Origin of the sequence: Pseudanabaena sp. PCC 6802 (assembly GCF_000332175.1) — a bacterium.
In the GTDB taxonomy this organism is placed as follows: domain Bacteria; phylum Cyanobacteriota; class Cyanobacteriia; order Pseudanabaenales; family Pseudanabaenaceae; genus PCC-6802.
This window is the reverse complement of sequence record NZ_KB235914.1, coordinates 1,468,383-1,482,528: the sequence shown is the minus strand read 5'-3', so window position 1 is coordinate 1,482,528 and position 14,146 is coordinate 1,468,383. Positions and strand designations below refer to the sequence as shown.

Genomic DNA, 14,146 nt, shown 5'->3' with positions numbered 1-14,146 from the left:
GATTCTCTGACAGGCAGTGCAGGCAACGACACGATTTCCGGCTTGGGCGGTCTGGACACCTTATCCGGTCTGGCTGGCAATGATTCCATCGACGGCGGTTTGGGTAACGACTTTCTTACGGGCGGATTGGGCAACGATACGCTATTGGGAGGAGGCGACAACGACACTCTGACAGGGGTCGATCCTGCGAGCGGCTTTGGAATTGGTGAGATAGATAGATTAACCGGAAATAGTGGGAGCGATCGCTTCATTCTCGGCGATAGCACCAGAACTTACTATCTCGGGAATGGGATATCTGATTATGTCCTCATTACTGACTTTGGTGCTGGCGATCTGATTCAAGTCCGTGCGAGCGAACCATTGACGATTGGCGGAGCCAGACCGCCAGGGATCGCTTCCGGTACGGCGCTTTATCTCGGCTCGGATCTGGTTGCCGTGGTGCAGGGCAACGTTCCCACAGCACTCTCTTTCGTTGCGGTTTAAGCCCAGGCTGATGCGAAATAAGGGGCGATCGCTGTTTTTTCTATTGGAGAGATGAAGCGATCTAACCTGCATTATTCGTGACGATCCGCAAAAATCCTCAAAAGCCTTACTGGGAAACCAATTTGACGATCTGTCCAAAATACAGTCTGTTTTTTGGAGTATAGCGGTTTTCAGATGAAAACGAGAAGGGGGTTTGGGGGCGTTGCCCCCAAGAAGGGGTGGAACCCCTTCACCCCGTCAATAAAACCTGTTCTCAATTAAAAACCGCTATACTTCTGCTGTCAGGGTTGTACGAGTTGGTGAATAATCCAGGCTAGATTGCCGATGCAGCAGTTCGGCAATCTAGCATAGAATTGCTAGAGACTGTTTTAGCGTCGAAGTTTTCCAAGTTAAGTCGTCAGGAGATTGAGGCAATGTTTCAACTAAGTTGCATCTCTGTAATTTAGGTTCTGAGAAACTTTGAGAGGTGAACTATCATTTGCAAGAGACAAGTGCCAAATGCAGATCTGGATCGTGGTATTGATTCAAGTAAGCTAGAACTTTCTATCCCGATTTGTTCCGGAGGCTCAATGCTCAATGCTAGATAACCAGATTATCTATATCACTGGATTGCCACGCTCAGGTTCTACCTTGCTGTGCCAATTGCTGGCTCATCATCCTGACATCTATTGTCCCGGTTACAGTTCACCGCTGTGTCAAACCTTGACCGGACTGCGCTATTCTCTCAGCGATAATGACTTTTTGCTAGCCCAAATGGACCCGGACTTCGATCGTACCTACCAGCAATTGTGCAATGCCTTTCGAGGCTTCATCAACGGTTGGTTTGCCGAAAACGATCGGGGCTGGGTCGTCGATAAGAATCGCGGCTGGTTACAGCATCTAGAACTGGTCAACTACCTCGATCCGGACTTCAAAATGGTAGTCTGCATCCGGGAATTAGGGCAGATCTACGGCTCGATCGAAGCGCAACACCAGAAGACCTTACTGCTCGATTTTCCCGATCGTTTAGCCAACCTTTCTCGCTATGGGCGAGCCGAAAGCCTGTTCGGCAGCAGCGGCGTTGTGGGGGCACCGCTGCGATCCATAGAATCCCTGCAGGACATCGACAGTCAGCTCCAGCAGCATCTGTTCTACATCATTTTTGAAGATCTGCTCGGCGAACCGCAGCGGGTGATGCAGACTTTCCTGCAGTGGCTGGGGCTGCCCTCGATCGCGTGGGACTTTCAAAACTTGACGGTGCGTCCCCATGAGAGCGATAGCTATTACCGCTTCAAATATCCCCACCAGACCTATTCCGCCCTACGCGAGCCCCAACAGCACTTGATCCCAACCCGCATTCAAGCCGAGTTGCAGCGGCAGTTCTCCTGGTTTTACCAGATCTTTTATCCCGGTCTGTTGGAGAGCAATGAGTCATGACTGCTAGCGCTCAGGTGCTGTGCCAAGGTCGATCGCTCTCTCTACGGCGCACGATGCCCAACGATGCCCAGATGCTGTTTGACAAAGCCTTCAGCCAGCCGGATTTCATGCGACTCTATAACCTGAACTATCAGCCTGCCAATGCCAGCGAGGTGCAGCGCCACCTGGTGCAGCGGCAGCACATTCCTCCCGGACAGGAGCACTACTTAGAGCTGGCGATCGTACATCGCCAGTGGGGACCGATCGGTATTTGTAGCTTGTCGGAATACAGCGCTTTGCACCGTCGGGCCGAATATTCGATCGGGCTATTTGATACTAAACATCGATCGGTAGGGCACGGACTGGAAGCCAGTTTGCTGATGCTCGATCTGGCCTTCAACCGCTATCAGCTCCACAAGCTCTATGCCGTCACTTATCCGTACAACACCAATGCTCAGAGTGGGTTAACCAGCCTGGGGTTTCGGCTAGAAGGCATTCGTAGAGAGCATTTTTTCGATCCGTTCGGCCAAAGTTTTGTGGATTTGCACGACTATGGCTTGATGGTGCATGAGTTTCGGGCCAATTCCCGCTTGATTCCGCTGACCCAGCGTCTACTAGGGCGAGAGATCGGCCAATCTCCAGAGTCTATGGCTCCCAATCTCCCAGCCCAGCGCTTCACCCAGTCTGGAACGATTTTACTGGGTTCATCACCTCCTTAAGGTCATTTACAGTTACAGCAGGTTCTTTGTCTTTGTTCTGGTTTAATTTATTATTTAAGTTTGGACTAATGCCGCAGGTAGTGTTTTTAAAATCGATTGAGATCGATTAAATCGAAAAAGACGCTACAAGTAGTGTTGTTTTTGATTTAGTCCCAACTCAAGTTACTAACTCAAGCGATCGAGGGAACACCCATGGCTACATTCAATAATGTTGACACCTTTGAAGAACTGCGCGATGCCATTACCGCCTCTAAAACCAATGGTCAAGCAGACACGATTAACATCACCGGCAACATTACCCTCACCGCTGACCTGCCGACCATTACAGAAGATGTGGGTTTAACGGTAAATGGCGGCAACTTCACCATTAGCGGCAACAACGAACGACGCATCCTCTTCGTTAAGAGCGGCACGATCGATCTGAACAACCTGAATTTCAGCAATGGTCGCGCCCAAGGGGGTTCTAGAAGTGCTGGCATGGGAGGGGCGCTGTTTATCTATGGCGGCAATGTCAAGATTAGCAACGCCACGTTTGCCAATAACCAGGCTCTTGGCGGCAGCTCGGCTGCAAGTTCAGATTTTTATGGCATTGGGTTGAGATACCTTGCTAACTCTGCCAATAATGGGGCTAGGGGGACGGATGGGACGATTACTGCCCCCAACGGTACTGATGGTGGACCCGGAGGCTATGGCGGGTTTGGTGGCCCTGGCGGGACGGGTTACAAGGGTGACAGAGGTAGGGCTGGTGGCAACAGCGGCAACGGCGGCAACGGCGGCTTTGGTATGGACGGGGGAGGCGGTAATTTTGCGGGCGCAGGCGGTATCGGTTACACCACGGGCGGCGGCGGTCGGGGCGGTAATGGCGGTAATGGCGGGTTTGGTGCTGCCGGCGGCAAAGGCGGTCAAGGGGGCAGTGGAGGCGATGTAGTCTTCCCTCGACCATTTCCCGATGACGCCCCCACTCCCGGCGGGAATGGGGGGAATGGGGGTGCTGGTGGCTTTGGTGGTGGCGGTGGTGTCGGCGGCAAAGGGGGCGATGTCGGTAGGGATAACGGTTTCCCCGCTACGGTTAAAGGGAATGGCGGCAACGGTGGCAACGGTGGCTACGGCGCTGGCGGTGGCAAAGGTGGAACTCCCATCCCGGATCTTGACGCATTTGGCGTTGCGCTCCGCCTCCAGGGGTTTACGGGCGCTGGTGGTCAGGGTGGCTTTGGCGGTGGAAATGCTTCGCCCAGCGAGCCGTACGACGGTGGTGGTAAAGAGGTGGTACCTGTATCAGGGGGTGGCGCGGGCATGGGTGGGGCGATCTTCATCCGTAGCGGCAGCCTCACCCTCAATACCGTCGCCTTCAACAGCAACAGCACCACGGGCGGAACTGGGTATGAGAACGGCAAAGGCTACGGCGGCGCGATCTTTGCCATGAAGTCCACCACCAACACCAATGTCAACAACCAGGGCATGCCCACGGTCTTGCCGACCATCTCCCTAGCTCAGGTCAGCTTCTCAGGCAACAATGCGGGCGATGCGGACGGCAAAGTCACTACGGGCGCGATCGGCGTCGGCATCGACTACAACAACGACGATCTATATGGCAAAACCTTCAGCGAGAAGGCATTGACGATCGCGGCGAATACCAGCGCCACGGCCACGGAAGGCAACAGCGGTACAAAAGCTTTTACGTTTACGGTGACTCGGACGGGCAGTACGACCGAAACCGCTTCGGCCAATTGGGCCGTGACGGGTAGCGGTGCGAATCCCGCCAATGCGGCAGACTTTGGCGGTACGCTTCCCAGCGGCACGGTAAACTTCGCGGCGAATGAGACTACCAAAACCATCACCGTTGCTGTCAACGGCGACACGACTGTGGAACCCAATGAGAACTTCACCGTGACGCTATCCAATCCATCGGGAGCTAGCATCGCTACATCTACTGCTACAGGCACGATTCAAAACGATGACACGGGGCTGGCGATCGCGGCGACCAATGCCACGCAAACCGAAGGCAACAGTGGCACGAAAGCCTTCACGTTCACCGTGACCCGCACGGGTAATACCAGCGGTACTTCCTCCGCAGCTTGGGCAGTAACTGGTTCGGGAGCCAATCCCGCCGATGCGGCTGACTTTAGCGGTACGCTTCCCAGTGGCACGGTGAGCTTCGCTGCCAACGAAACTACCAAAACCATCACCGTCGCTGTCAGCGGCGACACGGTTGTAGAACCGAATGAGAATTTCACCGTCACGCTCTCCAATGCATCGGGAGCTAACATCACTACATCCACTGCTACAGGTACGATTCAAAATGATGACACGGGGCTGGCGATCGCGGCGACGAACGCCTCGCAAACAGAGGGCAATAGCGGTACTAAAGCCTTTACATTCACAGTTTCTCGTACGGGCGTTACGACTGGCACCTCATCGGCCAATTGGACGGTGACGGGTAGCGGTGCGAATCCCACCGATGGATCTGACTTTGGCGGTACGCTTCCCAGCGGCACGGTAAACTTCGCGGCGAATGAGACTACCAAATCCATCACCGTTGCTGTCAACGGCGACACGACTGTGGAACCCAATGAGAACTTCACCGTGACGCTTTCCAATGCATCAGGAGCTAGCATCGCTACACCTACTGCTACGGGTACGATTCTGAACGACGACGCGAATCTGGCGATCGCGGCAGATGCCAGCGCCACGTCTACAGAGGGCAATAGCAGTACCAAAGCCTTTACGTTTACAGTGACTCGAACGGGAGATACAACTGGCACCTCATCGGCAGATTGGGCGGTGACGGGTACGGGAGGGAATCCCGCCGATGGGGCTGACTTTGGTGGCTCACTTCCCAGCGGCACAGTCAACTTCGCGGCGAATGAGACAACTAAAACCATCACCGTTGCTGTCAGCGGCGACACGACTGTGGAACCCAATGAGAACTTCACCGTGACGCTATCCAATCCATCAGTTGGAGCTAACATCACTACGTCTACTGCGACGGGCACGATACTGAACGACGATGCGAGTTTAGCGATCGCGGCGGATGCCAGCGCTACAGCCACCGAAGGTGATAGCGGCACGAAAGCCTTTACATTCACAGTGACCCGCACGGGAGATCCCAGTGGAACGACTACAGCAGATTGGACAGTAGCAGGAACTGGAGTCAATCCCGCCAACGCTACGGATTTTGCTGGGGGCACGCTGCCCACGGGCACGGTAAATTTTGCTGCCAACGAGACGAGCAAAACGATAACGGTCAACGTCAACGGCGACACGGTGGTGGAACCCAATGAGAACTTCAACGTGACACTTTCCAATCCATCAGTTGGGGCTACCATTTCTACAGCCACTGCGACGGGTACGGTACTGAACGACGATGCGAGTTTAGCGATCGCGGCAGATGCCAGCGCCACGGCTACAGAGGGCAATAGCGGTACCAAAGCTTTTACATTTACGGTGACTCGTACGGGCGATACGACCGGCACCTCATCGGCAAATTGGGCAGTGACGGGTACGGGAGGGAATCCCGCCGATGGGGCTGACTTTGGCGGTACGCTTCCCAGCGGTACGGTAAACTTTGCCGCCAACGAGACCAGCAAAACCATCACGGTTGCTGTCAGCGGAGACACGACTGTGGAACCCAATGAGAACTTCACCGTGACGCTATCCAATCCATCAGTTGGAGCTAACATCACTACGTCTACTGCGACGGGCACGATACTGAACGACGATGCGAGTTTAGCGATCGCCGCAGATGCCAGCGCCACGGCCACAGAAGGAAACAGCGGCACCAAGGCTTTTACGTTTACGGTGACGCGCACGGGCAATACGACCGGAACCGCTTCCGCAAATTGGGCGGTGACGGGTAGCGGGGGCAATCCTGCTAATGCTACTGACTTTGGCGGTACGCTTTCCAGCGGCACGGTGAGCTTTGCTGCCAACGAGACCAGCAAAACGATAACGGTCGCGGTCAGCGGCGATACCACAGTAGAACCAGATGAGAACTTCAGCGTGACGCTTTCCAATGCAACTGGAGCTAACATCGCGACATCCACTGCTGCGGGTACGATTCTCAATGACGATGCTGGACTGGCGATCGCGGCGAATGCCAGTGCCACAGCCACGGAAGGCAACAGCGGTACCAAAGCCTTTACGTTCACCGTGACGCGCACGGGCGATCTCAATGGGACTACTACAGCAGATTGGACAGTAGCGGGCAGTGGAGCCAATCCCGCCAATGGCATAGACTTTGCAGGTGGCACTCTTCCTACTGGCACGGTTAGCTTTGGTGCCAATGAGACGACCAAGACCATCACCATTGCCGTCAATGGCGATACAGCAGTGGAACCCAACGAGAACTTTACTGTGACTCTCTCCAACCCATCGATTGGAGCGACAATTCCGACAGCCAGTGCATTAGGAACTATTGAGAACGATGATGGCATCTCCATTACTCCTGTCAATGTTAGCCAGCCGGAAGGTAACAGTGGCTATACGAACTTCACCCTTAATGTTACTCGCAACTCCAATATCAACGATTTTACGCTCGTGAACTATACAGTCAGCGGCAGCGGTACCCATCCTGCTGATGCCGCTGACTTCGGTGGATTCTTTCCCACTGGCTCTCTCGCTTTCTTCGCAGGACAAACCAGCCAAACTCTGACCGTGCAGGTGCGGGGAGATATTGCGAACGAGCCGGATGAGACTTTTACCGTAACCCTCACTAATGCATCTGGAGGAGCGGTAATTGGGGTGGCGGCTGCCACAGATACAATTCTCAACGACGATACTGTTCCCACCTTTGCGATCGCCCCCAAACTAGCGAATCAAACCGAAGGGAATAGCGGCAATAAAGCCTTTACATTTACAGTAACGCGCACGGGCGATACGACCGGAACGAACAACGTGAACTGGGTAGTGACGGGCAGTGGAGGCAATCCTGCTAATGCAACGGATTTTAGCGGTACGTTGCCCTCAGGAACGCTCAGCTTTACCGCGAGCCAGACCAGTAAGGACATCACTATTAACATCGCAGGCGACACGGTAGTCGAACCAGATGAGAACTTTACGGTTACGCTCTCTAACCCGACGAATGGAGCGCTGATAGGAACTGATACGGCGACGGGTGCGATCGTTAACGACGATATCATTGTTGGCACCGCAGGAAATGACTCTCTCCCCGGTAGTGCGGGTAAAGACACGATTTCCGGCTTGGGCGGTCTGGACACCTTATCCGGTCTGGCTGGTAATGATTCCATCGACGGCGGTTTGGGGAACGACTTTCTCACGGGTGGATTGGGCAACGATACGCTATTGGGAGGAGGCGACAACGACACGCTGACGGGTGTCGATCCTGCGAGCGGCTTTGGAATTGGTGAGATAGATAGATTAACAGGAAATAGTGGGAGCGATCGCTTCATCCTCGGCGATAGCACCAGAACTTACTACCTTGGCAATGGGATATCTGATTATGCTCTCATTACTGACTTTGGTGCTGGCGATCTGATTCAAGTCCATGCGAGCGAGCCATTGACGATTGGCGGAGCCAGACCACCAGGGATCGCTTCCGGTACGGCACTTTATCTCGGCTCGGATCTGGTTGCCGTGGTGCAAGGGAATGTTCCAACTCTTACCTCTTTTGTATCAGTTTAGGGGGGAGAAAAATGGCGTTGCTAGAGTCAAGTCATGCGAAGCGATACTATCTTTTACGAACTCTTCCTGACTTTCAATACTTTGTTATTCGAGTTAATCGATCGCCCATTGACAGAGGCAGATGCTTACGAGTTTACCTCCCTTGAAGTGAAAGCTAAAGCTTTTCGCTTTGATGGCATCTTCATGCCGAATGCGCTGGACAAACCGATTTACTTTGTCGAAGTTCAGTTCCAACATAATCTCGATTTTTATTGGGAACTGCTGGCGAAGATTCATATGTATAGCGGTTTTTAGATCGGAAAGAGCAGGGGGTTTGGGGGCATTGCCCCCAAGAAGGGGTGGAACCCCTTCACCCCGTCAATAAAACCCGTTCTCAAATGAAAACCGCTATATCTCAAGCAGTACAAGCCGCAGCAAGATTGGATAGCAGTTGCGATTTTCGCCAAGCGTAGATTTGATGTTAAATCTTTGACTCTTTATCAGCAAGAAGCGATCGCGAGCGGACGCATTCTGCGGATCTATCTTGACGAGTTACCGTCAGGATCGCTTGCAATTGGTCTGATTCAGTTGATTACTAGCAAAGCCAGCCAGACCAAACCTCTAGTCGGGCAATTAATCAAACGCACGCGGGCAGAAATTGCGGATGCATCATTTCGGCAAGTTGTTGTAGAATTGCTAGAGAGCTTGATGGTACTAAAGTTCCCCAAATTAAGCCGTCAGGAGATTGAAGCAATGTTTGCGTTGAACGACCTGAAACAGACCAGAGTATATCAAGAAGCTAAACGAAGAGGGCAGAGAAGAAGGCAGGCAGAACGAAGCTAGTCTTTTGCTGATACGTTTACTAACTAAGCGATTTGGCGTGTTGAGCGATCGCACCGTCGAACGCATCAACAATCTTGCAGTCGAACAACTCGAAGAATTGGGTCTCGCTCTGTTGGATTTTGCGAACCTGGAAGAATGCGATCGCTATTTAGATTCCCTTATCAATTAGCTATCCCGCGATCGCGCTCCCCAATAATTTTCCAAGAATTTCACGATTCTTCGTTATAGGATTGTGGTGTTAACTTGTAAAGAGCACCTCCATGACCCTCAACTTTAGCTCCCAAACCTTTGCTGTGGGGAATTTTCCCCAATCCGTCAGCATCGCTGACTTCAACGGCGATCGCAAACCTGACCTCGCTGTAGCGAACATATCTACAGGTGTCAGCATCCTGTTAGGGGATGGGTCGGGCAGTTTTGGTGCTACCAACAATTTTTCATCAGAGGGGGATGCTTATTCTGTCGCCGTGGGCGACTTCAACGGTGACGGCAAAACCGACCTCGCTGTGGCGAACAAGGTCAGATCCAGCGTCGGCATCCTCTTAGGGAATGGGTCGGGCAGTTTTGGAACTGCTAACAATTTTGCTGTGGGGACTTATCCCTTTTCAGTCAGCGTCGGCGACTTCAACGGTGACGGCAAAACCGACCTCGTTGTGGCAAACTTGGGCTCCGACCCTAGCGTCGACAATGTAAGCGTCCTGTTAGGGAATGGGTCGGGCAGTTTTGGAACTGCTAACAATTTTGCTGTGGGTGAACGTCCCACTTCAGTTAGCGTTGGCGACTTCAACGGTGACGGCAAACTCGACCTCGCTGTAGCAAACTTTGGCTCCTACAATGTAAGCGTCCTGTTAGGGAATGGGTCGGGCAGTTTTGGAGCTGCTACCAATTTTTATTTAGGAACCCGTCCCAGATCCGTCAGCATCGGGGACTTCAACGGCGATCGCAAACTAGACCTCGCTGTAACAGCCATTGAATATAACAAAGTCTATATCCTGTTAGGGAATGGGTCGGGCAGTTTTGGAGCTGCCACCAGTTTTGCGGTGGGGAGTGGACCCATTTCAGTTAGCGTTGGCGACTTCAACGACTTCAATGGTGACGGTAAACTCGACCTCGCTGTGGCAAACTTTGACTCCGCCAACGTCAGCGTCTTGCTAGGGAGCGGGTCGGGCAGTTTTGGAACTGCTACCAATTTTGCTATGGGTGAACGTCCCACTTCAGTTAGCGTTGGCGACTTCAACGGTGACGGCAAATTCGACCTTGCTGCGACTTCTATAACGAGCTTTTCCTCCGCTAGCGTCTCAATATTGCTAAATTCATCCACTTCAGATTTAGCGATCGCAGCGAATGCCAGTGCCACAGCCACGGAAGGCAACAGCGGCACTAAAGCTTTTACATTTACCGTAACTCGTACGAGTTTTCTCAACAGTACCTCTGCAGCAACTTGGACGGTGCGTGGTAGTGGAGCGAGTCCCGCTAATGCTACAGACTTTGGAGGTACGTTGCCATCAGGCACTGTCAGTTTTGCTGCTAATGAAACTACCAAAACCATCACCGTTGCTGTCAGCGGCGATGCCACAGTGGAACCAGATGAAGGTTTCGCTGTAACGCTCTCCAACACATCTGGAGCTACTATTATTACACCTACAGCGACGGGCACAATTCTGAACGACGACACGGATCTGGCAATCGCTGCGACGAACGCCTCGCAAACAGAAGGCAACAGTGGGACTAAAGCCTTTACGTTTACGGTGACGCGTGTGGGCAATATCAGCGGTGCATCCTCTGCCAATTGGACAGTAGGGGGAACGGGAGCAAATCCCGCCGATGCGACTGACCTTGATGGTACGTTTGCATCGGGCACGGTAAACTTTGCCGCTAACGAGACGAGCAAAACGATAACGGTCGCTGTCAGCGGCGACACGGTGGTGGAAGCCAATGAGAACTTCACCGTGACGCTTTCCAATGCAACTGGAGCTAACATCGCGACATCGATAGCTACGGGTACGATACTGAACGACGACACGGATCTGGCGATCGCTGCAACGAATGCCTCGCAAACGGAAGGCAACAGCGGTACCAAAGCCTTCACGTTTACGGTAACGCGTGTGGGCGATACAACTGGCACCTCATCGGCAGATTGGGCGGTGACAGGAACGGGAGCGAATCCCGCCGATGGGGTTGACTTTGGTGGCTCACTTCCCAGCGGCACAGTCAACTTCGCGGCGAATGAGACAACTAAAACCATCACCGTTGCTGTCAGCGGCGACACGACTGTGGAACCCAATGAGAACTTCACCGTGACGCTATCCAATCCATCAGTTGGAGCTAACATCACTACGTCTACTGCGACGGGCACGATACTGAACGACGATGCGAGTTTAGCGATCGCGGCGAATGCCAGCGCCACGGCCACGGAAGGCAACAGCGGCACCAAGGCTTTTACGTTTACGGTGACTCGTACGGGCGATACGACTGGTGCCTCATCGGCCAATTGGGCGGTGACGGGTACGGGAGCGAATCCCGCCGATGGGTCTGACTTTGGCGGTACGCTTCCCAGCGGTACGGTAAACTTTGCCGCCAACGAGACCAGCAAAACCATCACTGTTGCTGTCAGCGGCGATGCGGTGGTGGAACCCAATGAGAACTTCACCGTGACGCTTTCCAATGCGTCGGGAGCTACGCTCGCGACATCTACTGCGACGGGTACGATACTGAACGACGACACGGATCTGGCGATCGCCGCAGATGCCAGCGCTACGGCTACAGAGGGCAATAGCGGTACTAAAGCCTTTACATTTACGGTGACTCGTACGAGCGATACGACCGGCACCTCATCGGCAAATTGGGCAGTGACGGGTACGGGAGCGAATCCCGCCGATGGGGCTGACTTTGGCGGTACGCTTCCCAGCGGTACGGTAAACTTTGCCGCCAACGAAAATACCAAAACCATCACCGTTGCTGTCAGCGGCGACACGGTGGTGGAACCAGATGAGAACTTCACCGTGATGCTTTCCAATGCAACTGGAGCTAACATCGCGACATCCACTGCGACGGGCACGATTCTGAACGACGACACGGCTCTAGCGATCGCGGCGGATGCCAGCGCTACAGCCACAGAAGGAAATAGCGGTACTAAAGCTTTTACATTTACAGTTTCTCGTACGGGCAATACGACGGGTGCCTCTTCGGCCAATTGGGCCGTGACGGGTACGGGAGCGAATCCCGCCGATGGGTCTGACTTTGGTGGCTCACTTCCCAGCGGCACGGTAAACTTTGCCGCCAACGAAAATACCAAAACCATCACCGTTGCTGTCAACAGCGACACGGTGGCGGAAGCAAATGAGAACTTCACTGTGACGCTGTCCAATCCATCGGGAGCTAACATCACTACATCTACTGCGATGGGTACGATACTGAACGACGATGCGAATCTGGCGATCGCGGCAGATGCCAGCGCTACATCTGCAGAAGGCAGCAGTGGCACCAAAGCCTTTACGTTCACCGTGACGCGCACGGGCGATCTCAATGGGACTACTACAGCAGATTGGACAGTAGCGGGCAGTGGAGCCAATCCCGCCAATGGCATAGACTTTGCAGGTGGCACTCTTCCTACTGGCACGGTTAGCTTTGGTGCCAATGAGACGACCAAGACCATCACCATTGCCGTCAATGGCGATACAGCAGTGGAACCCAACGAGAACTTTACTGTGACTCTCTCCAACCCATCGATTGGAGCCACAATTACCACAGGCAGTGCATTAGGAACGATTCAGAACGATGATGGCATCTCCATTACTCCTGTCAATGTTAGCCAGCCGGAAGGTAACAGTGGCTATACGAACTTCACCCTTAATGTTACTCGCAACTCCAATATCAACGATTTTACGCTCGTGAATTATACAGTCAGCGGCAGCGGTACCCATCCTGCTGATGCCGCTGACTTCGGTGGATTCTTTCCCACTGGCTCTCTCGCTTTCTTCGCAGGACAAACCAGCCAAACTCTGACCGTGCAGGTGCGGGGAGATATTGCGAACGAGCCGGATGAGACTTTTACCGTAACCCTCACTAATGCATCTGGAGGAGCGGTAATTGGGGTGGCGGCTGCCACAGATACAATTCTCAACGACGATACTGTTCCCACCTTTGCGATCGTCCCCAAACTAGCGAATCAAACCGAAGGGAATAGCGGCAATAAAGCCTTTACATTTACAGTAACGCGCACGGGCGATACGACCGGAACGAACAACGTGAGCTGGGTAGTGACGGGCAGTGGAGGCAATCCTGCTAATGCAACGGATTTTAGCGGTACGTTGCCCTCAGGAACGCTCAGCTTTACCGCGAGCCAGACCAGTAAGGACATCACTATTAACATCGCAGGCGACACGGTAGTCGAACCAGATGAGAACTTTACGGTTACGCTCTCTAACCCGACGAATGGAGCGCTGATAGGAACTGATACGGCGATGGGTGCGATCGTTAACGATGATATCATTGTTGGCACCGCAGGGAACGATTCTCTCAACGGCAGCGCGGGCAACGATACGATTTCCGGCTTAGCAGGTCTGGACACCTTATCCGGTCTGGCTGGCAACGATTCCATCGACGGCGGTTTGGGGAACGACTTTCTCACGGGTGGATTGGGCAACGATACGCTATTGGGAGGAGGCGACAACGACACTCTGACAGGGGTCGATCCTGCGAGCGGCTTTGGAATTGGTGAGATAGATAGATTAACAGGAAATAGTGGGAGCGATCGCTTCATCCTCGGCGATAGCACCAGAACTTACTACCTCGGGAATGGGATATCTGATTATGCCCTCATTACTGACTTTGGTGCTGGCGATCTGATTCAAGTCCGTGCGAGCGAGCCATTGACGATCGGCGGAGCCAGACCGCCAGGGATCGCTTCCGGTACGGCGCTTTATCTCGGCTCGGATCTGGTTGCCGTGGTGCAAGGTAATGTTCCAACTCTTACCTCTTTTGTATCAGTTTAGGGGGGAGAAAAATGGCGTTGCTAGAGTCAAGTCATGCGAAGCGATCGCATTGTGCGCATTTATAGCAGTTTTCAGATGAAAACGAGAAGGGGGTGT

At 53.4% G+C, this 14,146-nt stretch carries 7 protein-coding genes and 1 pseudogene; all 8 read left to right on the top strand.

What is annotated here, in order from left to right:
- The coding region (locus PSE6802_RS0112050; RefSeq protein WP_019500316.1) for a calcium-binding protein at positions 1 to 483 on the top strand (483 nt) is incomplete at its 5' end.
- 317 nt (positions 484 to 800) lie between these two features.
- Positions 801 to 929, top strand: a complete 129-nt coding sequence (locus PSE6802_RS31960; protein WP_083901696.1) for a DUF2887 domain-containing protein — start codon at positions 801 to 803, stop codon at positions 927 to 929.
- A gap of 130 nt (positions 930 to 1,059) precedes the next feature.
- A complete protein-coding gene (locus PSE6802_RS0112045; RefSeq protein ID WP_019500315.1) occupies positions 1,060 to 1,899 on the top strand; it encodes a sulfotransferase family protein in 840 nt (279 codons plus the stop codon).
- Complete coding sequence (locus PSE6802_RS28730) at positions 1,896 to 2,597, top strand: GNAT family N-acetyltransferase (RefSeq protein ID WP_019500314.1); 702 nt, start codon at positions 1,896 to 1,898, stop codon at positions 2,595 to 2,597. Before PSE6802_RS0112045 ends, PSE6802_RS28730 begins: the two co-directional genes overlap by 4 nt.
- A gap of 192 nt (positions 2,598 to 2,789) precedes the next feature.
- On the top strand, positions 2,790 to 8,237 hold the full coding sequence (locus PSE6802_RS0112035; RefSeq protein WP_019500313.1) for a beta strand repeat-containing protein: 5,448 nt from the start codon (positions 2,790 to 2,792) through the stop codon (positions 8,235 to 8,237).
- Positions 8,238 to 8,270: 33 nt separating this feature from the next.
- Positions 8,271 to 9,059 (top strand): annotated as a pseudogene (locus PSE6802_RS35820) (Rpn family recombination-promoting nuclease/putative transposase).
- Between the two features lie 4 nt (positions 9,060 to 9,063).
- On the top strand, positions 9,064 to 9,228 hold the full coding sequence (locus PSE6802_RS34785; RefSeq protein WP_019500311.1) for a DUF4351 domain-containing protein: 165 nt from the start codon (positions 9,064 to 9,066) through the stop codon (positions 9,226 to 9,228).
- Positions 9,229 to 9,319: 91 nt separating this feature from the next.
- Positions 9,320 to 14,050, top strand: a complete 4,731-nt coding sequence (locus PSE6802_RS31040) for a beta strand repeat-containing protein (protein WP_019500310.1) — start codon at positions 9,320 to 9,322, stop codon at positions 14,048 to 14,050.
- The last annotated feature ends 96 nt before the right edge of the window (positions 14,051 to 14,146 follow it).